We start from the raw sequence: 20,572 nt of genomic DNA on the forward strand, positions 1-20,572 counted from the left end.
CACCCCCGGGCCCCGTCGGCCGGTCGTCCGCCCCGGTCGGGCGCGGCTCAGCCGACCACCGTCCAGGTGTCCCCGCCGGCCAGCAGCGCCGAGAGGTCGCCCTTGCCGTGCCGGTCGACGGCGGTGTCGATCTGGTCGGCCATCTGCGTGTCGTAGACGGGCCGTTCGACGGAGCGCAGGACACCGATCGGGGTGTGGTGCAGGGTGTCCGGATCGGCCAGCCGCGACAGCGCGAACGCCGTGGTGGGCGATGTCGCGTGCGCGTCGTGGACCAGGATCCGGGACTCGTTCTCCGCGGTCACGGTGACCACCTGCAGATCGCCGGTCGCCTCGTCCCGTACGACGCCGCGCCCGCCGTCCGTCCCGAACCGGATCGGCTCGCCGTGCTCCAGCCGGATCACGGCCTCCTCGGCCCGCTGCCGGTCCTTGAGGACCTCGAAGGCGCCGTCGTTGAAGATGTTGCAGTTCTGGTAGATCTCCACCAGCGCCGTGCCCGGGTGGGCGGCGGCCTGCCGCAGCACCTCCGTCAGATGCCTGCGGTCGGAGTCCACGGTCCGCGCCACGAACGACGCCTCCGCCCCGAGCGCCAGCGACACCGGGTTGAAGGGCGCGTCCAGCGACCCCATCGGCGTCGACTTGGTGATCTTCCCGACCTCCGACGTGGGGGAGTACTGCCCCTTCGTCAGACCGTAGATCCGGTTGTTGAAGAGCAGGATCTTCAGGTTCACATTGCGCCGCAGGGCGTGGATCAGATGGTTGCCGCCGATGGACAGCGCGTCCCCGTCGCCGGTCACCACCCAGACGGACAGATCCCGCCGCGAGGTGGCGAGCCCGGTCGCGATCGCCGGCGCGCGCCCGTGGATGGAGTGCATCCCGTAGGTGTCCATGTAGTACGGGAAGCGGGACGAGCAGCCGATGCCCGAGACGAAGACGATGTTCTCCCTGGCCAGCCCCAGTTCGGGCATGAAGCCCTGGACGGCGGCGAGGATCGCGTAGTCACCGCAGCCGGGGCACCAGCGCACCTCCTGGTCGGACTTGAAGTCCTTCATGGACTGCCGGGCCGTGGCCTTGGGGACCAGCTGCAGCAGCTCATTGCCGATGTCAGTCATCGATGGCCTCCTTCAGAGCCGTGGCCAGCTGCTCCGCCTTGAACGGCATGCCGTTCACCTGGTTGTACGAGTGGGCGTCGACCAGGTACTTCGACCGGACGAGCAGGGCGAGCTGCCCGAGGTTCATCTCCGGGATCACCACCTTGTCGTAACGCCGCAGCACCGCCCCGAGATTGCGCGGGAAGGGGTTGAGATGACGCAGATGGGCCTGCGCGATGGACTCCCCGGCCGTGCGCAGCCGCCGTACCGCCGCCGTGATCGGCCCGTACGTCGACCCCCAGCCCAGGACGAGCGTGCGCGCCCCGTGCGGGTCGTCGACCTCGACGTCGGGCACGTCGATCCCGTCGATCTTGGCCTGCCGGGTGCGCACCATGAAGTCGTGGTTGGCCGGGTCGTAGGAGATGTTGCCCGTGCCGTCCTGCTTCTCGATGCCGCCGATGCGGTGTTCCAGACCCGGCGTGCCCGGCACGGCCCACGGCCGCGCCAGCGTCTGCGGATCGCGCTTGTACGGCCAGAAGACCTCGGTGCCGTCGTCGAGCGTGTGGTTGGGCCCCTGGGTGAACTGCACGGTCAGATCCGGCAGTTCGTCGAGCTCGGGGATGCGCCAGGGCTCGCTGCCGTTGGCCAGGTAGCCGTCGGAGAGCAGGAAGACGGGCGTCCGGTACGTCAGGGCGATCCGCGCCGCCTCGATGGCCGCGTCGAAGCAGTCAGCCGGGGTGCGCGGCGCGACAACCGGCACCGGGGCCTCGCCGTTGCGCCCGTACATGGCCTGGAGCAGATCCGCCTGCTCGGTCTTGGTCGGCAGCCCCGTGGACGGCCCGCCGCGCTGGATGTCGACGACGAGCAGCGGCAGTTCGAGCGAGACGGCGAGCCCGATGGTCTCCGACTTCAGCGCCACACCCGGCCCGGAGGTCGTCGTGACCGCGAGAGACCCCCCGAAGGCGGCCCCCAGCGCGGCCCCGATACCCGCGATCTCGTCCTCCGCCTGGAAGGTCCGCACCCCGAAGTTCTTGTGCCGGCTCAGCTCGTGCAGGATGTCCGAGGCCGGGGTGATCGGGTACGAGCCCAGGTAGAGCGGCAGATCCGCCTGCCGCGAGGCCGCGATCAGCCCGTACGACAGCGCCAGGTTCCCGGAGATGTTCCGGTACGTCCCCACCGGGAAGGCCTGCGTCGCCGGGGCGATCTCGTAGCTGACCGCGAAGTCCTCGGTGGTCTCCCCGAAGTTCCAGCCCGCCCGGAAGGCGGCCAGGTTGGCGGCCGCGATCTCCGGCTTCTTGGCGAACTTGGCCGCCAGGAACTTCTCCGTGCCCTCGGTCGGCCGGTGGTACATCCACGACAGCAGACCCAGCGCGAACATGTTCTTGCTGCGCTCGGCCTCCTTGCGGCTGAGGTCGAAGTCCTTGAGCGCCTCGACGGTCAGGGTGGTCAGCGGCACCGGATGGAGGCTGTACCCGTCCAGCGACCCGTCCTCCAGCGGGCTGGTCGTGTACCCGACCTTCTGCATCGCCCGCTTGGTGAACTCGTCGGTGTTGACGATGACCTCGGCGCCGCGCGGCACGTCCCCGATGTTCGCCCTGAGCGCGGCCGGGTTCATCGCGACGAGCACGTTGGGCGCGTCACCCGGGGTGAGGATGTCGTGGTCGGCGAAGTGCAGCTGGAAGCTGGAGACGCCCGGCAGGGTGCCTGCGGGGGCGCGGATCTCGGCGGGGAAGTTCGGCAGGGTGGAGAGGTCGTTGCCGAAGGTGGCGGTCTCGGAGGTGAAGCGGTCGCCGGTGAGCTGCATACCGTCACCGGAGTCCCCGGCGAACCGAATGATCACCCGATCGAGTCGGCGGACGCCCTTCGTCCCCGCCGGATTGCGCTGTTCTCTCAGTTCTCCCAGAGCGGCCTCGTCGGCCTGCTCCGCTGGGCTGCTGACCTGGCTGGTCACTGAACTGGACCTCCCTTGAGGCGGCTGTCCGGGAACGGCCGACCCGCCGGCCCTCCCAAGACCAACCCTACGTCGGCAGGACTCCGGAACGGCTCGACTTCTCCACCAGGAGGCCGGACGGAAAGAGGCGCGACGAGGAATCGGGAGCCCGTTCTGACACGGTGTCAGAAAATCATGAATTCAGATAGGTGAGCACTGCCAGCACCCGTCGGTGGTCCCCGTCGCTCGGCGACAGCCCGAGCTTCAGGAAGATGTTGCTGACGTGCTTCTCGACCGCCCCGTCGCTGACGACCAGCTGCCGGGCGATCGCCGAGTTGGTCCGCCCCTCCGCCATCAGCCCCAGCACCTCGCGCTCCCGGGGGGTGAGCCCCGCGACCACGTCCTGCTTCCGGCTGCGCCCGAGCAACTGCGCGACCACCTCCGGGTCCAGCGCCGTACCGCCCCGCGCGACCCGCACCACGGCGTCGACGAACTCCCGTACCTCGGCCACCCGGTCCTTCAGCAGATAGCCCACGCCACGACTGGACCCGGCGAGCAGCTCGGTGGCGTACCGCTCCTCCACGTACTGCGACAGCACGAGCACACCCAGCTCCGGATGCGACTTCCGCAGCTGTACGGCGGCCCGCACGCCCTCGTCGGTGTGGGTCGGCGGCATCCGCACATCGGCGACGACCACGTCCGGAAGGTCGCCCTGCGCCGCGAACTCGGTGATCGTCTTGACCAGGGCGATGCCGTCCCCGACGCCCGCGACGACGTCGTGCCCCCGGTCGGTCAACAGCCGCGTCAGCCCCTCCCGCAACAGCACCGAATCCTCGGCGATGACCACCCGCACCCTGTCCTCCACGCCTGTTCCCCCCACTGCACCCCGTACCGCGACAGCCCCCAGCATTCCAGCATCGGAACGCCAGGACCTGCTCCCGGGAGAAAAACAGGGGAGTGTTCAGGGGGACACACCGGCGCGCCCAGAGGCGGCAACCTCTGGACGCGCTCACCGGGTTCTCACCCCGGCCCCGAAGCAGCGGCCCGAAAAAGCAGGGGCGCAGCCCAGCTTTTTCAGGGGCGCGGGGAACTGCGCGAGAACCCCCACGCACCCGCACCCACCCACGGCGCTGAGCCACCCACGGCGACGGGGGCGCGGGGAACTGCGCGAGAACCCCCACCGGACCCGCACCCACCCACGGCGCCAAGCCACCCACGGCGCCAAGCCGCCCCAGCCCCGCAGGGCCCCGCTCAGACCGCCCGCCAGGGCAGCTCCGCCGTCACCCGGGTCGGCCCGCCCGCCGGCGAGTCGACGACGAGGATCCCGTCGACCGCCCCGATCCGCCCGGCGAGCCCCGCCAGCCCGGACCCACGCCCCGTGTCGGCGCCCCCCACACCGTCGTCGATGACCTGGAGCATCAGCCGGTTCTCGACCTTCCACACATCCACGGTCGCCCGCGTGGCCCTCGCGTGCTTGCTGACGTTCTGCAGCAGCTCGGACACGGTGAAGTACGCGATGCCCTCGATCGCCGGCACCGGTCGCGCCGGCAGGTCCACCTCCACCACCACCGGCACCGCGCACCGCGAGGCGACCGAGGACAGCGCCGCGTCGAGCCCCCGGTCCGTCAGCACCGCCGGATGGATCCCCCGCGCCAGGTCCCGCAGCTCCTGCAGCGCCGTCTTGACCTCCCCGTGGGCCGAGTCGACCATCACCGCCGCCGCCCGGGGGTCCTCCGCCAGCTTCTCCTTCGCCAGCCCCAGATCCATCGCCAGTGCCACCAGCCGGGCCTGCGCCCCGTCGTGCAGATCCCGCTCGATGCGCCGCAGATCGGCCGCCGCCGTGTCGACCACGACCCCGCGGTCCGACTCCAGCTCGACGACCCGCGCCCCCAGCCGCGACGGTCCCAGCAGCGTGACCACCATGCCCCGGTCGACCATGGTCAGACCCCGCACGATCCACGGCGTGGCCATCGTGAAGAGCAGCCCCACCAGCGCGGTCACGGTCACCTCGAACGGGTTGTCCAGATACACGGAGTGCGTCTCGTCCCCGTACAGCTGCAATCCGTCCTGCCCGACCCACACGGGGAACACCCAGAACCACAGCGGATACGTCAGCGCTGCCCACCCGTACGTCCAGAAGGTCACCGCCACCACGAACGAGAACACCGACCACGGGAACTGCACGACCGCGTACAGCAGCTGCCGCCACGACGCCCCGCTGCGCAGCACGGCGCCCATCCACGCCAGCGCCCCGCGCCCCCTCGGCCTCAGCGGCTCCGGCGCGGCCACGTCCACACCGAGCAACGCGCGCGCCCGCGCCCGCTCCAGCGCGCCGAACCCCCGGCAGCCGGCCAGCCCCGCCGCCAGCACCGGCACCCCGAGGAACGTGATCAGCAGCCCGGCACCCACCGACACCATCGTCACGGCGTACGTGAACAACAGGATCCCGATCGGCAGCCCCAGCAGCACGTACCCGAGCTCCCGCCAGCCGCGCGCCTCGAACGGCGCCCGCAACCCGGCCGGCACCCGACGCCGCCGCTCCCCGTCCCCACTCCCGTAGCCGTAGCCGTACTCCGTGGCCATCACCGTCGCCCGCCTCCGCCGATCCCGCAGTGCCGATGTCGTACCCCCACCTTGCTGCCCCCGGCCCACCGGAACCATGGAGCGGGTCGGCGTCTCGGAAGGGGGGTTTTCCCCACCCCCGGGTCCCGAAGCGGCGGGCCGAAAAAGCAGGGGCGCAGCCCCGCTTTTTTCAGGGGCGCGGGGAACTGCGCGAGCAACCACGATGAACCCGCACCCGCACCCGCACCCGCCCACGGCGAAGGGCGCCCACAACGAGTAGGCGCCCCTCCCCACCGCCGCGCGCTGCCGCGCGCTACCGCCCCCGCCAGGGCAACTCCGCAGTCACCGTCGTAGGCCCCCCCACCGGAGACTCGATCACGAACAACCCGTCCACCGCGTCCAACCGCTCCGCCAGCCCGGCGATCCCGCTCCCCCCGTCGAGCCGCGCACCCCCACGCCCGTCGTCCCACACCTGGATCAGCAGCCGGTCGTCGGACCGCCACACCTCCACCGCCGCGGCCTTCGCCCCACTGTGCTTGCTGATGTTCTGCAGCAGCTCGGAGACGGTGAAGTAGGCGATTCCCTCGATCGCCGCGGCGGGCCGCGTCGCCAGATCCACGGTCACCTTCACCGGCGCCGTGCACCGCGAGGCCACCGCCGACAACGCGGCATCCAGCCCCCGGTCCGTCAGCACCGCCGGATGGATGCCCCGCGCCAGGTCCCGCAGCTCCTGCAGCGCCAGCTTCACCTCGCCGTGCGCCTCCGCCACCATGGTGGCGGCCGCGTCGGGATCCTCCAGCAGCTTCTCCTTCGCGAGCCCGAGCCCCATCGCCAGATTCACCAGCCGGGCCTGCGCCCCGTCGTGCAGATCCCGCTCGATGCGCCGCATGTCGGCCGCCGCCGTGTCGACGACGACTCCCCGGTCGGACTCCAGTTCGGCGATCCGCCGCTCCAGCTCGTCGGACGGCGACAACAGCGACCGCACCATCACCCGGTCCACGTTCGTCAGCCCCCGCACGATGTACGGCAGCACCGGCCACGCCACGAACAACCCCGTCAGGGTGACGACGAACGTCGTGACCGCCCACGGCATCCGGATCAGCTCGTACAGCATCGAACGCCAGCCGACCGGATCCTTCACGCTCATCCACACCTGCGTGAAGAAGCCCTCGTCCGCGCGCCGCCCGCTCCCGCGGAACGGCAGCGGACTCGGCTCGTCCACCCGCACCCGCAGCAACGCCCGCGCCCGCATCCGCTCCAGTCGCCCCAGTTGCCGGGCCCCCATCAGCGCGGCGGCGAGCAGCGGAAAACCGATCACCGTCAGCGTCAGCAGAGCGCTGGTGAACAGCACCGTCGTCACATACACGAACCCGAGCAGCGCGAACGGCAGATTGGCCAGCAGATGCGCGATCTCCCGCCAGGTCTGCCCCCCGAACGCGAACGTCGCGGGCGGCAGCGGGTCCGAGGGCGTGCGACTGGACGGCAGCGGACGACCGTACGGCCGCCCGGAGCCGGTCGGAGAAGAGAGGGGTTCGGTCATGCCCACCAGCCTGCCCGCCCCCTCCCGGCCCGCGCCATGAGGCGGACCGCCCCGGCCACCCTGGGGAAAACCCCACCCCGTCCCATACCTCCCCCTCCCGGCCCGATCACGACGGCACTCGGGCATGCCGACCTGTGACGGGCTGCTTACGCTCTCTTTAGCAGGGCCTAGACTCCCGTGCGTACAGATCGTCGAACAGCGACGCACGTACGGCGTCCCGCATCCCGTACGTACGTATCGCCAGGCCAGGGAGCGAGGGACGGACGTGCCGGAACCGACCGTCGCCGTAGCGGCGCAGACGGGCGTCGCCGTAGCGGCGGACTACTTCCAGTCCTACTCGGTGGTCGGACTGCTCGCCGCCGTGGGCGTGCTCTTCGTCGCCGTCGCCTTCGGCGCGGGACGACTGCTGCGCCCCGAGGTCCCCACCCGGGAGAAGCTCCTGACGTACGAGTGCGGCGTCGACCCCGTCGGCGAGGGCTGGGCCCACACCCAGGTCCGCTACTACGTCTACGCCTTCCTCTACGTCATCTTCGCCATCGACTCGATCTTCCTCTTCCCCTGGGCGACCGTCTTCGCCGATCCCGGCTACGGCGCGACCACCCTCGTCGAGATGTTCGTCTTCCTCGGTTTCCTCGCCGTGGGCCTGCTCTACGCATACAAGAAGGGCGTCCTGGCATGGACGTGACGCCAGAAGTGAACCCACCGGAGCCGGATGCCGCACAGCCGGTCCTCCTCCCGGAGCCGAAGCGGCTGGGCGCGCTCGCCCGCCTCGCCCCCGAGCCGATGAAGGTGATCCTGAACTGGGGCCGCCGCTACTCGCTCTGGGTCTTCAACTTCGGCCTCGCCTGCTGCGCGATCGAGTTCATCGCCGCGTCCATGGCCCGCCACGACTTCATCCGCCTCGGCGTCATCCCCTTCGCGCCCGGCCCCCGGCAGGCGGACCTCATGGTCGTCTCGGGCACGGTGACGGACAAGATGGCCCCGGCCGTGAAGCGCCTGTACGAGCAGATGCCCGAGCCGAAGTACGTCATCTCCTTCGGCGCCTGCTCCAACTGCGGCGGCCCCTACTGGGACTCCTACTCCGTCACCAAGGGCGTCGACCAGATCATCCCGGTCGACGTCTACGTCCCCGGCTGCCCGCCCCGCCCCGAGGCCCTCCTCCAGGGCATCCTGAAACTCCAGGAGAAGATCGCCCGCGAATCCCTGGGCGAGCGCTACGGCACCGCGCCCCGCCCGTCGACGGCGGCGCTGCGGAGCGCGCTGGTGAAGCCGCCGACGACCGAGACCGGACCGGCCGAATCGGGGGACAAGTGACCGGCTGGCTGCCCACCCCCGTCGAGGAGCTCTTCGGCCCCGAGGCCACGGCCGAGGAGTCCTACGACGTGCTCACCGTGGACGTCCCCGCCGCCTCCTGGACCGAGGCGCTGCGCACGGCCCGCTCCACCCTGGGCTGCACGTACTTCGACTGGCTGAGCGCGGTGGACGAGCCCGGCACGGGCTTCCGCGTCTCGGCCCACGTGGTGGCCCTGTCCCCGGTCCGCCGCCTCCTCCTCCGCACGACGATCCCCCACACCTCCCCGGTCCTCCCGACCGCCGTCGACATCTACGCGGGCGCCGCCTGGCACGAACGCGAGACCCACGAGATGTTCGGCGTCCGCTTCGAGGGCCACCCCGGCCTGGACCACCTCCTCCTCCCGGAGAACTTCGAGGGCCACCCCCTGCGCAAGGACTTCGTCCTGGCCGCCCGGGTGGCCAAGGCCTGGCCCGGGGCGAAGGAACCGGGGGAGTCCGCGGCCGGCGCCGGACACGGCGGCCCGAGACGCCGCCAGATGCTCCCGCCCGGCGTCCCCGACCCCAACGAGTGGGGCCCCCTCAAGGGCCAACTCCCCCCGGCCCCCGCCCGCCCCACCCGAGGCGCGCCCGCCCGCACCCCGGGCGACCGCCCGGTACGCCGCACCCGCTCGGTTTCAGAAGGCTCGGCCACCCAGACGGCAACCGGCTCGAACCCGGAAACCCAGGACGGCCCCCCGCCCACCTCCACGCCCCCACGCCGCACCCGCTCGGCATCGGAAGGCTCGGCGAGTCAGGCGGCAGCCGGCCCGACCCCGGACGCAGCGGACGGCCCTCCGCCCACGTCCACGCCCTCACGCCGCACCCGCTCGGCATCGGAAGGCTCGGCGAGCCAGACCGCACACACCGAGGCACCGGACAGCCCCACAGCCAGGCCCCCGCGCCGCACCCGCTCGGCATCGGAAGGCTCGGCGAGTCAGGCGGCAGCCGGCCCGACCTCCGACGCACCCGACACCCCCACGCCTCCGCGTCGCGCCCGCACGGCGTCGGGAGGCTCGGCGAGCCAGCGCGCCACACCCGCCCCCTCGACCCAGCCGCGCCGCACCGCAGGCAGCCCGGACGCCCCCTGGCACCACGCCCGCCCGGCCTTCGACACCCCGACGGCCGAGCCGAAGCCGAAGCCCGAGCAGGACGCGGAGCCGAATCCTGAGACGGAGGCGAAGGCGAAGGCGAAGGCAGGGGCGGCGCCGAAGCCCGAGCCCACGCCGACCCCCCGGTCCGCGCCGCAGCCCGAGCCGCCCAGCGCCCCCGACGACGACAACGCGACGTCCGCCGACGACGACAACGCGACGTCCGCCGAGCCCGCCCCCGCCGAGCCCGCCCCCGCCGAGCCCGCCGCTACCGAGCCCGCCGCTACCGAACCCGCCCCCGACGGCACCCCCAACCCCGAACCCCCCACAGGAGGCGCGCAGTGAACGACGCTCTGGACGTCGCCCTGCGACTCCTCATCGTCTTCGTCGTCTTCCTGACCTTCCCCTTGATCATCGGCCAGACCGAGCACAAGGTGATGGCCCACATGCAGGGCCGCCTCGGCCCCATGTACGCCGGCGGCTTCCACGGCTGGGCCCAACTCGTCGCCGACGGCGTCAAGTTCGCCCAGAAGGAAGACATCGTCCCGGCCGGCGCGGACCGCCGGATCTTCCAACTCGCCCCGGCCGTCGCCCTCCTGCCCTACCTCCTCGTCCTCCTCGCCATCCCGATCGGCCCGGGCGAGGGCGCCGTCGGCGAGGTCATCGACGCGGGCGTCTTCTTCGTCCTCGCCGTGATGGGCGTCGGCGTCCTCGGCTCCCTCATGGCCGGCTGGGCCTCCGCCAACAAGTTCTCCCTCCTCGGCGGCCTGCGCACCGCCGCCCAGCTCCTCGCCTACGAACTCCCGATGCTGCTCACGGCCGCCTCCGTGGCGATGGCGGCCGGCACCGTCTCCCTCGTCGGCATCGTCGACGCCTTCGAGTGGTGGTGGCTGCCCTGGCAGATCGTCGGCGCGATCGTCTTCTTCGTCGCCGGCCTCGCCGAGCTCCAGCGCCCGCCCTTCGACATGCCCGTCGCCGACTCGGAGATCATCTTCGGCACCTACACCGAGTACACCGGCCTCCGCTTCGCCCTGTTCCTCCTCGCCGAGTACGCGGGCATCGTCGTCCTGTGCGGCCTGACCACCGTCCTCTTCCTCGGAGGCTGGCACGGCCCCTGGGGCGCCGACGGCCTCGGCTGGGTCTGGACCCTCCTGAAGACCGCCGCCCTCGCCTTCGTCGTCATCTGGCTCCGCGTGACCTACCCCCGTCTGCGCGAGGACCAGCTCCAGAAGTTCTCCTGGACCCTCCTCGTCCCCCTCTCCCTCGCCCAGATCGCCCTCACCGGCATCGTCAAGGTGGTGATCCGGTAACCATGGCCCCCATCCCCGGCAGCGGCCTCGCCAAGGGTCTGGCCGTCACCCTGCGCACGATGACGCGCAAGACCGTCACCGAGCAGTACCCGGACGTCCAGCCGGAGCTGCCGCCCCGCACCCGAGGCGTCATCGGGCTCTTCGAGGAGAACTGCACGGTCTGCATGCTGTGCGCCCGCGAGTGCCCGGACTGGTGCATCTACATCGACTCCCACAAGGAGACCGTCCCGCCCGCCGCCCCCGGCGGCCGTGAGCGCAGCCGCAACGTCCTGGACCGTTTCGCCATCGACTTCTCCCTCTGCATGTACTGCGGTATCTGCATCGAGGTCTGCCCCTTCGACGCCCTCTTCTGGTCCCCGGAGTTCGAGTACGCGGAGACCGACATCCACGAACTCACCCACGAGCGCGACAAGCTCCGCGAGTGGATGTGGACCGTCCCCTCGCCACCGGCCCTCGACCCCGCCGCCGAGGAACCCAAGGAACTGGCCGCCGCCCGCAAGACCGCCGAGAAACTGGCGACCGCCCAGGCCGCCGAGGCAGAGCCGGCCGCCCCCGAGGGAGAAGCCCCATGACCCTCACCCAGGCACCACAGGGCTTCCTCTCCCCGACCGGCGTCGAGATCGCCTTCGTTCTCGTCGGCCTCGTCACCTTCGGCGCCGCGCTCGTCACCGTCACCACCCGGCAGCTGGTGCACGCCGCCCTGTGGCTGGTGGTGGCGCTCGGCGGCCTCGCCGTCGAGTACCTCCTGCTCACCGCCGAGTTCATCGCCTGGGTGCAGGTCCTCATCTACGTCGGTTCCGTCGTCGTCCTCCTCCTCTTCGGACTGATGCTCACCAAGGCCCCCATCGGCCGCTCCCCGGACGCCGACTCCGGCAACCGCTGGGCCGCCCTCACCGTGGCCGTCGCCTCGGCCGCCGCCCTCGTCTGGGTCGTCGTCGACGCCTTCCGCGCCACCTGGATCGACCTGGACGGCCCGGCCGCCGGCTCCACGAAGGCCACCGGCGAGAGCCTCTTCCGGCACTGGGTCCTCCCCTTCGAGGCGCTCTCCGTCCTCCTGCTGGCGGCCCTGGTCGGCGCGATCGTCCTCTCCCGCAAGGCGAAAGCGGACGCGTCCCCCACCGACCCGAAAGCCACCCGCACGTCGAAGGCCCCCCACGCGCCCAAGGCCCCCACCGACCCCACTGGACCCGAGTCAGCGAAGGGAGGCGCAAGCTGATGCACCTCGCCTATCCCGTCGTGCTCTCCGCCCTCCTCTTCTGCACGGGCCTGTACGGCGTCCTCGCCCGCCGCAACGCGATCCTCGTCCTGATGTCCGTCGAGCTGATGCTCAACGCGGTCAACCTCAACCTCGTCGCCTTCGACGTCTGGCTCAGCAGGACCGCCGAGGAGACCCTGCACTCCGGCCAGGCCCTGACCCTGTTCACGATCACCATCGCCGCCGCCGAGATCGGCATCGGCCTGGCGATCGTCCTCGCGGTCCACCGCAACCGAGGCACCGCCGACATCGACAAGCTCCGCGACACCGCCGAGGGCCACGAGACCGACGGCCCCGAAGACCCAGCCGCAGCCGAGGAACCCGGCCGCCCCGAGCGGAGCGAGAAGGCTGAGGCCACCGCGTGACCACGACCACCCTCGCCGTCCTCGTCCCCCTCCTCCCGTTCCTCGGCGCCGCCGCCGGCCTGCTCCTCGGCCGCACCGCCCCCGGCTTCGTCCGCCCCCTCGCCGTACTGCCGACCCTGACGGCCTTCGCGCTGGCCGTCCTGGTCGCCGTACGCCAGGGCGGCGACCGCGCCGTCGAGGCGGCCACCCGGCTCACCCCGACCGGCTCGGTCCCGATCGACCTCGCCCTGTACATCGACGGCTTCGCCGCCCTCGTCGCCGTCCTGGTCGGCCTGGTCGCCACCTGTGTGCAGATCTACTCGACCGGCTACCTCCGCGACGACCCGCGCTATCCCTCCTACGCCGCCCTCGTCTCCCTCTTCACCTCCGCGATGCTCCTCGTCGTCTACTCCGGTGACCTGATGGTGCTCCTGGTCGGCTGGGAGATCATGGGCATCTGCTCGTACTTCCTGGTCGGCCACTACTGGGAGACCCCGGAGGCCCGCGCCGCCTCCCTGAAGGCCTTCCTGGTCACCAAGCTCGGCGACGTCCCCTTCCTGATCGGTCTGTTCGCCCTCGCCACGGACGCCGGGTCGTTCCGCATCACGCGGATCCTCGCCACCGTCGCCGACGGCGGCCTCGACCACCCCACGCTCGTCGCCCTCCTGCTGCTCGCCGGAGTCGCCGGCAAGTCGGCCCAGTTCCCCCTCCACACCTGGCTCCCCGACGCGATGGCGGGCCCCACGCCCGTCTCCGCGCTGATCCACGCCGCGACGATGGTCGCCGCCGGTGTCTACTTCGTCGCCCGTCTCCTCCCGGTCTTCGCCGCCTCCGCGGCGGCCCTGGTCGTCCTCGCCGTCATGGCCGCGCTCACCATGGCCGGCTCGGGCCTCGCCGCCCTCGCCCAGGACGACATCAAGCGCGTCCTCGCCTACTCGACGATCGGCCAGCTCGGCTACATGACCGGCGCCCTCGCCGTCGCCGACCGTGGCGCCGCCGTCTTCCACCTCCTCTCGCACGGCGCCTTCAAGGCGCTGCTGTTCCTCGCGGCCGGCGTGATCATCCACGCGTCCGGCACCAACTCCCTGGCCGCCATGTCCCGCATGAGCCACCTGCGCGCCCGCGTCCCCGACGCCTTCTGGACGATGACCGTGGCGCTGCTCGCCCTCGCCGCGATCCCGCCCTTCAGCGGCTTCTTCTCCAAGGAGTCCGTCCTCGGAGCCGCCGAGCACGCCGCTACGGGCCACACCCTCACCGGCCCCGTAGAGCACGTCCCGGCCGCCGCCGGCTGGACCGTCCTGGTCGCCGGTGTCCTCACGGCCCTGCTCACCGCCGCGTACGCCGCCCGCCTGTGGCTGCTGGCCTTCCGCGGCGAGGGCACCGAGGCCCCCGACCACGGCCGTCAGCCGCTCACCATGACGGTCGTCCTCTGGGTGCTCGCCGTGCCCTCCCTCGCCCTCGGCGGCCTCGCCTACGGCAGGCTCCCCGACTGGTTCGACGGCGACGACCTGGCGCCCACCCTCACCACATCCGTCCTCGGCACGGGCGCCGCCCTGATCGGCGCCCTGGCGACGTACGCCGCCTGGCGGTACACCACGGCCGTCGCCCACCCACCGCTGGGCGCGGTCGCGGCCCACCCCGAGGCGGACGCCGGCACCGTCGAGGCGGAGGCCATCGCCAGCCACACCCCCGCCTACGGCGACGTGGCCTCGGCACCCGACCCGGCGGACCCGGGGCGCCTCCTGCTCGGCCCGCTGCACCGCCACGCCGCCGCCGGCTTCCACCTCGACGCCGTCTACTCGGCCCTCTTCGTCCGCCCGGTCCTGGCCGGCGCACGTCTCGTCCGGTTCCTCGACCGCGAGGTCGTCGACACCTATGTGAGCGGCGCGGGCACCCTGCCCCGCCTGCTGGGCGCGGCCGTACGCAAGGCCCAGACCGGCAACGTCCAGACCTATGTGAGCGCGCTGCTCGCCGGCACCGTCGTCCTGGTGGTCGCCGCCCTCGTCGTCGCCACGGGAGCGTGAGCAGGCGTGATCGATATCAACGAGTCCGTGATGCAGGTCCTTCTGGCGTTGATCGTCGTCGGCCCGCTCCTCGGCGCCGCCGCCGCTCTCCTGCCGGCCCCGCCCGGGCTGAAGGGGAAGTCACCCGAGCAGGCCGTGCTGCGCCACGGGATCACCGTGACCGGTGCGGTGCTCATCGCCGCGATCGTCCTCGCGCTCGGCTTCGACCACGACCAGCCGTCGAAGATGCAGGCCAGCACGGACATCAGCTGGATCCCGGCACTCGACGTGCGCATCCACCTCGGCATCGACGGCATCTCCCTCCCCCTCCTGGTCCTGACCGCGCTGCTGACCTTCCTCTGCGCGCTCTACTCCTACTTCAAGATGCCCGCGGGCCCGTCCCCGAAGGCCTTCGTCGCCCTGCTCCTCGTCCTGGAGTCCGGCACCCTCGCGACCTTCGCCGTCCTCGATCTGCTGCTGTTCTTCCTGGCGTTCGAGACGGTGCTCATCCCGATGTACTTCCTCATCGCCCGCTGGGGCGGTGAGCAACGCACGCGGGCCGCCTGGAAGTTCATCCTCTACACCCTGCTCGGTTCCGTGGTCATGCTGCTGGGCCTGCTCCTGATCGGAATCAAGGCGGGCACATTCGACATGGTGGCACTCGCCACTGACAATCACTCCGCGCTGACCACATCCGTGCAGGTCATCGCCGTTCTGTCGATCGGGATCGGGCTCGCGGTCAAGACCCCGATGTGGCCGCTGCACAGCTGGCTGCCGGACGCCCACACCGCCGCCCCGACCGTCGGCTCGGTCCTGCTGGCCGGCGTCCTGCTGAAGATGGGCACCTACGGGTTCGTCCGCATCCTGCTGCCGATCACCCCGGACGGCTTCCGCACCTTCGCGCCGTACCTCGCCGCCTTCGCGGTCGTCGGCGTCATCTACGGCTCCCTCGCCTGCCTCGCCCTCGCCCAGCAGGGCGCGAAGGGCGACCTCAAGCGCCTGATCGCGTACTCCTCCGTCGGCCACATGGGCTTCGTCCTGCTCGGCATCGCCACGATGACCCCGACCGGCGTGAACGGCGCGCTCTTCGCCAACATCGCCCACGGCCTCATCACCGGCCTGCTGTTCTTCCTGGTCGGCGCGCTGAAGGACCGCACCGGCACCACCGACCTCGACACCCTCGCGCAGGAGACCGGCGCCGCCCTCTACGGCAGGGCGCCCCGCCTCGGCGGCCTCCTCGCCTTCGCCGCCGTGGCCTCCCTCGGGCTGCCCGGACTCGCCGGGTTCTGGGGCGAGATGCTGGCCCTGTTCGGCGCGTTCGAGCCCGCCGAGGGCCTCAGCCGCCCGGCCTTCCTCACCTTCATGACGATCGCCGCGTTCGGCACGCTCCTCACCGCCGCGTACCTGCTCATCGTGGTCCGCCGCGTCTGCATGGGCGCCGTCCCGAAGGGACCGCAGGAGGGGCCGGGCCGCACGGACGAACAGACGTACGCCCTCGCGGACGTGCAGACGTACGAGTTCGCGGCCTGGACCCCGCTCGTCGCCCTCACCGTCCTCGCCGGCCTCTGGCCCGCGGCCCTCCTCGGTCTGACCGACCCGGCCGTGCAGCAGCTCCTCGCAGGAGGCACCCGTTGAGCCCCTTGGCCCAGCCGCCGGTCCCGGCCGAGACCCTGGCCCAGAGCGCGGCCCAGACCCTGGCCGAGTCGGTCGTCCAGTCCGTCGACTGGCTCGCGATCGCGCCGCCGACCGTCGCGGCCGTCGTCGGCCTCGCCGTGCTCGTCGCCGACCTGTTCACCGACGACCGCAGGAAGGCCCTGCTCGGCTGGGTCTCCGTCGCGGGACTCGCCGTCTCCCTGCTCGCCCTGCTGCCGCTCCTGGACGCCGACCGCGCCACCTTCTGCCTGACCGGCGACCCAGGCGTGTGCAGCTACACCGCCGACCGGTTCACCCTCGTCATCCAGTTCCTCGTCCTCGGCGGCGCCCTCCTCGCCGCCCTGCTGTCCATGACGGCCCTCAAGGACGACCGGAAGAACCTCCCCGAAGGGGAGTTCTGGTTCCTGCTGCTGTCGTCCGCGGCGGGAGCCGCGCTCCTGCCCGCGTCCCGCGACCTCGCGACGCTCGTCGTCGCCCTGGAGGTCGCCTCCCTGCCCGCCTTCGCCCTCGTCGGCATCCGCCAGGGCGACCGGCGGTCCTCCGAGGCGGCCCTGAAGTTCTTCCTGTCCTCCGTCACCGCGACCGCCGTCAGCCTCCTGGGCATCAGCTTCGTCTACGCCACGACAGGCACCCTCTACCTCACCGAGATCGCCGACCGCGTCCAGGACGTCGACGCCCAGCTGCACACCCTCACCCAGGCCGGCGTCGTCCTCACCCTCGTCGGCTTCGCCTTCAAGACGGCCGCCGTCCCCTTCCACTTCTGGGTCCCCGACACCTACGTGGGCGCCCCCCTGCCCGTCGCCGCCTACCTCTCCGTGGTCGGCAAGGCGGTCGGCTTCTCCGGGCTGATCCTCGTCACCGTCGTCGCCCTCCCGTCGTACGCCGACGTCTGGGGCCCCGCCCTCGCCGTGCTGGCCGCCCTCACCATGACCGTCGGCAACCTCGGCGCCCTGAGACAGGGCGCCACGCGCGCGTACAGCGCGGTCCGGCTGCTCGCCTGGTCCTCCGTCGGCCAGGCCGGCTACCTCCTCGTCCCGATCGCGGCGGCGGCCTACGCCGACGACACCGCCGACGCCGAGAAGGCCGTCGGCTCCACCGTCGCCTACGCCCTGATGTACGCCGCCGTGAACCTCGGCGCCTTCGCCGTGGCCGCCCTCGTCGGCCGTACGAAGCCCCTGAACCGGCTCGCCGACTACCGGGGCCTCTACGCGTCGAGCCCCCTGTCCGCGCTGCTCCTGGCCTTCTTCCTGCTCTGCCTCGCCGGACTGCCGCCGGGCATCATCGGCTTGTTCGCCAAGGTCACCGTCTTCTCGGCGGCCGTGGACGCGGGCCTCGGCTGGCTCGCCGTCGTGATGGCCGTCAACGTGGTGATCGCCCTCTTCTACTACCTCCAGTGGACGGCCCTGCTGTTCCGCGCCCCCGAGGGCGACACCGCCGGCGCACCCGCACCGCACCGCGTCCCCGCCCCGCTCACCCTGGCCCTCGTCCTCACCGGCATCGTCGCCGTGGCCCTGTCCGGCGCCCCCCAGCTCATCCTGCGCTTCGCCGACCTCGGCCTCTTCTAGCGCACCGCGGCCCCGCCCTCACCCGCCCGGCACCCCGGCCCTCACCCGCCCGGTCCCCCCGCCCTCACCCGCGCGGCCCCCGGCCGGGCCGCGCGCACCAGGGAACTCGCGCTCCCCGCCTGGCGTTGACCCATGCGGGAGGGTCCACTGAGAAGTGGAGTCGACAGCATCAGCGAGCAAAGGGTTCCCCTGCCGCACGACCTGGAGGGCGTACCGTGCACCGCCGGCACAACGGGCTCAGGACCGCCGTACTCCTCGGGGGACTGTCCGCACTCATCATCGTCATCGGAAGCCTCTTCGGCCGTACGGGCCTGATCATCGCGGTCGTCGTCGCCCTCGGCACGAACGCCTACGCGTACTGGAACAGCGACAAGCTGGCTCTACGCGCGATGCGCGCCCGCCCGGTCAGCGAGTTCGAGGCGCCGGCGCTCTACCGCATGGTCCGCGAGCTCTCCATGCAGGCCCGCCAGCCGATGCCGCGCCTGTACATCTCCCCGACGGACGCCCCGAACGCCTTCGCGACCGGCCGCAACCCGCGCAACGCGGCCGTGTGCTGCACCGACGGCATCCTCCGCCTGCTCGACGAGCGCGAGCTGCGCGGTGTCATCGGCCACGAGCTGAGCCATGTCTACAACCGCGACATCCTCATCTCGTCGGTCGCCGGCGCCCTCGCCTCCGTGATCATGTTCCTGGTGAACTTCGCCTGGCTGATCCCCGTCGGCCGCTCGGACGACGACGACGGCCCCGGCCTCCTCGGCATGCTGCTGATCATGATCCTGGGCCCCCTCGCTGCGTCCCTCATCCAGCTCGCGATCAGCCGTTCCCGGGAGTACGAGGCGGACGCCTCCGGCGCCCAGCTCACCGGTGATCCACTTGCCCTCGCCAGCGCCCTTCGCAAACTGGAAACGGGTACGAAGCAGCTTCCGCTGCCCCCCGAGCCCCGGATCGAGACCGCGAGCCACATGATGATCGCGAACCCCTTCCGGCCGGGCCGGGGATTCTCCAAGATGTTCTCGACACACCCGCCGATGGCGGAACGCATCGCCCGACTCGAGAAGATGGCAGGTCCCCCGCAGTGAAGACCGTACTGAACATCATCTGGCTGATCCTCAGCGGCTTCTGGCTCTTCCTCGGCTATCTGTTCGCAGGGTTGCTTCTGTGCATCACGATCATCGGCATCCCGTTCGGGATCGCGTCGTTCCGCATCGGGGTCTACGCCCTGTGGCCCTTCGGGTACAGCGCCGTCGAGCGCCGTGACGCGGGCGCGCCCTCCTGCCTGGGCAACATCCTGTGGCTGGTCCTGGCGGGCTGGTGGCTGGCGCTGACGCACATCTTCACCGGCCTCGTCCTGTGCGTCACGATCATCGGCATCCCCTTCGGCATCGCCAACTTCAAGCTGGTCCCGGTCTCGCTGATGCCCCTGGGCCGCGAGATCGTCCGCTCCGACCAGCCGTTCGCCCCGTCACGCGCCTACTGAGGCCTGCCCGACGGTTTTCGCCGTCAGGCCGCGTGAACACCCCTGCGGGTCAATACACCTAGCGCGGCGCGGTCGGCGCGCGGTCCTTCCCCGCGCGCCGACCGAGCCGCCGTACGCCGTACACGGCCGCCCCCAGGCCCAGTGCGGCCGCCCCCGCGCCCACCGAGGACGCGGGCAGCGAGAACGCCAGGACAGCGCACCCGGCGAGGCCCACCACCGGCACCACCCGGGCGACGGGCGCCGAACTCAGCGTCCAGGCGGACGCGTTGGCGACCGCGTAGTACGCGAGGACACCGAACGACGAGAACCCGATCGCGCCCCGCACGTCGACCGTGGCGGCGAGCACGGCCACCACGGCACCGACGGCCAGCTCCGCCCGGTGCGGCACCTGGAAGCGGGGGTGCACGGCGGCGAGCGCGCCGGGCAGATGCCGGTCCCGGGCCATCGCGAGGGTCGTGCGGGAGACCCCCAGGATCAGCGCCAGCAGCGACCCGAGCGCGGCCACGGCGGCCCCCACCCGCACCACGGGCACCATCCCGGGCACCCCAGCCGCCCGTACGGCGTCGGCCAGCGGCGCCGAGGCCGCCCCCAGCCCACCGGACCCCAGCACGGCGAGCGCGGCGACCGCCACCGCCGCGTACACGACCAGCGCGATGCCCAGCGCGAGGGGGATCGCACGCGGGATGGTGCGCGCCGGATCCCGTACCTCCTCACCCAGGGTCGCGATCCGCGCGTACCCGGCGAACGCGAAGAACAGCAGCCCGGCCGCCTGGAGCACGCCACCCAGGCCGCCGGACGTCCCGATGTCCAGCCGCCCGGCGTCGGCCTCGGCGGACCCGAGGCACACCACCACGACGGCGGCGAGGACGGCCAGTACGACGGCCACGATCGCCCGCGTGAGCCAGGCCGACTTCTGCACACCGCCGTAGTTCACGGCCGTCAGCGCCACCACGGCCGCCACCGCGACGGCGTGCGCCTGCCCCGGCCACACGTACGCCCCCACGGTCAGCGCCATCGCCGCGCACGAGGCCGTCTTGCCGACGACGAACGCCCAGCCGGCCAGATACCCCCAGAACTCCCCGAGCCGCTCGCGGCCGTACACATAGGTGCCGCCCGATGCCGGATACACGGCCGCCAGCCGCGCCGACGACATCGCGTTGCAGTACGCGACCACGGCGGCGATCCCGAGCCCGAGCAGCAGACCCGACCCGGCCGCGCGCGCCGCCGGGCCCAGCGCCGCGAAGATGCCCGCGCCGACCATCGCCCCGAGCCCGACGACGACCGCGTCGCCGACCCCGAGCGTGCGGCGCAGCCCGGCGCCCGATCCGCCTTGTGTCATGCGCCGCACCCTACTGATCAGCGCAACCACCAGGTGTCATGCGGACGTCCTCCCGGACAACAAGGGCAGGACAGACACGACAGGCA

18 protein-coding genes are annotated in these 20,572 nt (G+C 71.9%); 12 read left to right on the forward strand and 6 right to left on the reverse strand.

The annotated features are described in order from the left end of the window. Positions 1-47: 47 nt before the first annotated feature. From HW837_RS20735 to HW837_RS20755, 5 genes are all read right to left on the reverse strand, one after another. Positions 48-1,109: a 2-oxoacid:ferredoxin oxidoreductase subunit beta gene (locus HW837_RS20735; protein WP_045559397.1), complete on the reverse strand. Its 1,062-nt coding sequence runs from the start codon at positions 1,107-1,109 to the stop codon at positions 48-50. Next, positions 1,102-3,039, reverse strand: coding sequence for a 2-oxoacid:acceptor oxidoreductase subunit alpha (locus HW837_RS20740; RefSeq protein ID WP_045559398.1), 1,938 nt, complete (start codon positions 3,037-3,039; stop codon positions 1,102-1,104). Before HW837_RS20740 ends, HW837_RS20735 begins: the two co-directional genes overlap by 8 nt. Positions 3,040-3,211: 172 nt before the next feature. Continuing rightward, a complete protein-coding gene (locus tag HW837_RS20745; RefSeq protein ID WP_313895561.1) occupies positions 3,212-3,871 on the reverse strand; it encodes a LuxR C-terminal-related transcriptional regulator in 660 nt (219 codons plus the stop codon). Between the two features lie 398 nt (positions 3,872-4,269). Next, positions 4,270-5,601 (reverse strand): sensor histidine kinase, encoded by a 1,332-nt coding sequence (locus HW837_RS20750; RefSeq protein WP_045559400.1) that lies wholly within the window; start codon positions 5,599-5,601, stop codon positions 4,270-4,272. Positions 5,602-5,893: 292 nt separating this feature from the next. Further along, positions 5,894-7,120, reverse strand: a complete 1,227-nt coding sequence (locus HW837_RS20755) for a sensor histidine kinase (RefSeq protein WP_107073755.1) — start codon at positions 7,118-7,120, stop codon at positions 5,894-5,896. Between the two features lie 265 nt (positions 7,121-7,385). Here HW837_RS20755 and HW837_RS20760 point away from each other — a divergent pair, with 265 nt between their 5' ends. The 12 genes from HW837_RS20760 (at position 7,386) to HW837_RS20815 (ending at position 19,147) form a co-directional block, all read left to right on the forward strand. Further along, positions 7,386-7,805: an NADH-quinone oxidoreductase subunit A gene (locus tag HW837_RS20760; RefSeq protein ID WP_045559401.1), complete on the forward strand. Its 420-nt coding sequence runs from the start codon at positions 7,386-7,388 to the stop codon at positions 7,803-7,805. Next, positions 7,796-8,434, forward strand: a complete 639-nt coding sequence (locus tag HW837_RS20765; protein ID WP_193380526.1) for an NADH-quinone oxidoreductase subunit B — start codon at positions 7,796-7,798, stop codon at positions 8,432-8,434. Before HW837_RS20760 ends, HW837_RS20765 begins: the two co-directional genes overlap by 10 nt. Further along, positions 8,431-9,885, forward strand: a complete 1,455-nt coding sequence (locus tag HW837_RS20770; protein ID WP_193380527.1) for an NADH-quinone oxidoreductase subunit C — start codon at positions 8,431-8,433, stop codon at positions 9,883-9,885. The genes HW837_RS20765 and HW837_RS20770 overlap by 4 nt, the downstream gene beginning before the upstream one ends. Beyond that, positions 9,882-10,850 carry a complex I subunit 1/NuoH family protein gene (locus HW837_RS20775; RefSeq protein WP_193380528.1) on the forward strand — a complete coding sequence of 323 codons (969 nt, stop codon included), beginning with the start codon at positions 9,882-9,884 and terminating at the stop codon, positions 10,848-10,850. Before HW837_RS20770 ends, HW837_RS20775 begins: the two co-directional genes overlap by 4 nt. A 2-nt stretch (positions 10,851-10,852) precedes the next feature. Further along, a complete protein-coding gene (locus HW837_RS20780) occupies positions 10,853-11,422 on the forward strand; it encodes a NuoI/complex I 23 kDa subunit family protein (RefSeq protein ID WP_045559405.1) in 570 nt (189 codons plus the stop codon). After that, complete coding sequence (locus tag HW837_RS20785; protein ID WP_193380529.1) at positions 11,419-12,066, forward strand: NADH-quinone oxidoreductase subunit J family protein; 648 nt, start codon at positions 11,419-11,421, stop codon at positions 12,064-12,066. Before HW837_RS20780 ends, HW837_RS20785 begins: the two co-directional genes overlap by 4 nt. Then, positions 12,066-12,470, forward strand: coding sequence for an NADH-quinone oxidoreductase subunit NuoK (gene nuoK / locus HW837_RS20790; protein ID WP_045559407.1), 405 nt, complete (start codon positions 12,066-12,068; stop codon positions 12,468-12,470). Before HW837_RS20785 ends, nuoK begins: the two co-directional genes overlap by 1 nt. After that, complete coding sequence (locus HW837_RS20795) at positions 12,467-14,473, forward strand: NADH-quinone oxidoreductase subunit 5 family protein (RefSeq protein WP_045559408.1); 2,007 nt, start codon at positions 12,467-12,469, stop codon at positions 14,471-14,473. The genes nuoK and HW837_RS20795 overlap by 4 nt, the downstream gene beginning before the upstream one ends. Before the next feature lie 6 nt (positions 14,474-14,479). Next, positions 14,480-16,087: a complex I subunit 4 family protein gene (locus HW837_RS20800; RefSeq protein WP_045559409.1), complete on the forward strand. Its 1,608-nt coding sequence runs from the start codon at positions 14,480-14,482 to the stop codon at positions 16,085-16,087. Continuing rightward, a complete protein-coding gene (locus tag HW837_RS20805; RefSeq protein ID WP_371271415.1) occupies positions 16,084-17,670 on the forward strand; it encodes an NADH-quinone oxidoreductase subunit N in 1,587 nt (528 codons plus the stop codon). Before HW837_RS20800 ends, HW837_RS20805 begins: the two co-directional genes overlap by 4 nt. A gap of 215 nt (positions 17,671-17,885) precedes the next feature. Continuing rightward, the gene (gene htpX / locus HW837_RS20810; protein ID WP_045559411.1) at positions 17,886-18,749 is read left to right on the forward strand and encodes a zinc metalloprotease HtpX; all 864 of its coding nucleotides are present in this window, start codon (positions 17,886-17,888) and stop codon (positions 18,747-18,749) included. Then, on the forward strand, positions 18,746-19,147 hold the full coding sequence (locus tag HW837_RS20815; protein ID WP_045559412.1) for a YccF domain-containing protein: 402 nt from the start codon (positions 18,746-18,748) through the stop codon (positions 19,145-19,147). The genes htpX and HW837_RS20815 overlap by 4 nt, the downstream gene beginning before the upstream one ends. Before the next feature lie 58 nt (positions 19,148-19,205). On the opposite strand, the gene HW837_RS20820 is transcribed toward HW837_RS20815, so the two are convergent. Continuing rightward, positions 19,206-20,486 carry an APC family permease gene (locus tag HW837_RS20820; RefSeq protein WP_193380530.1) on the reverse strand — a complete coding sequence of 427 codons (1,281 nt, stop codon included), beginning with the start codon at positions 20,484-20,486 and terminating at the stop codon, positions 19,206-19,208. Positions 20,487-20,572 lie beyond the last annotated feature (86 nt).

It is taken from the genome of Streptomyces caniscabiei, assembly GCF_014930365.1.
In the GTDB taxonomy this organism is placed as follows: domain Bacteria; phylum Actinomycetota; class Actinomycetes; order Streptomycetales; family Streptomycetaceae; genus Streptomyces; species Streptomyces caniscabiei.

Bases quoted from the DNA above. Each gene is read 5' to 3' on its own strand.
- HW837_RS20735 (WP_045559397.1), bottom strand. From the start codon at position 1,109: ATGACTGACATCGGCAATGAGCTGCTGCAGCTGGTCCCCAAGGCCACG.
- HW837_RS20750 (WP_045559400.1), bottom strand. From the start codon at position 5,601: ATGGCCACGGAGTACGGCTACGGCTACGGGAGTGGGGACGGGGAGCGG.
- HW837_RS20755 (WP_107073755.1), bottom strand. From the start codon at position 7,120: ATGACCGAACCCCTCTCTTCTCCGACCGGCTCCGGGCGGCCGTACGGT.
- HW837_RS20765 (WP_193380526.1), top strand. From the start codon at position 7,796: ATGGACGTGACGCCAGAAGTGAACCCACCGGAGCCGGATGCCGCACAG.
- HW837_RS20780 (WP_045559405.1), top strand. From the start codon at position 10,853: ATGGCCCCCATCCCCGGCAGCGGCCTCGCCAAGGGTCTGGCCGTCACC.
- HW837_RS20785 (WP_193380529.1), top strand. From the start codon at position 11,419: ATGACCCTCACCCAGGCACCACAGGGCTTCCTCTCCCCGACCGGCGTC.
- nuoK (WP_045559407.1), top strand. From the start codon at position 12,066: ATGCACCTCGCCTATCCCGTCGTGCTCTCCGCCCTCCTCTTCTGCACG.
- HW837_RS20820 (WP_193380530.1), bottom strand. From the start codon at position 20,486: ATGACACAAGGCGGATCGGGCGCCGGGCTGCGCCGCACGCTCGGGGTC.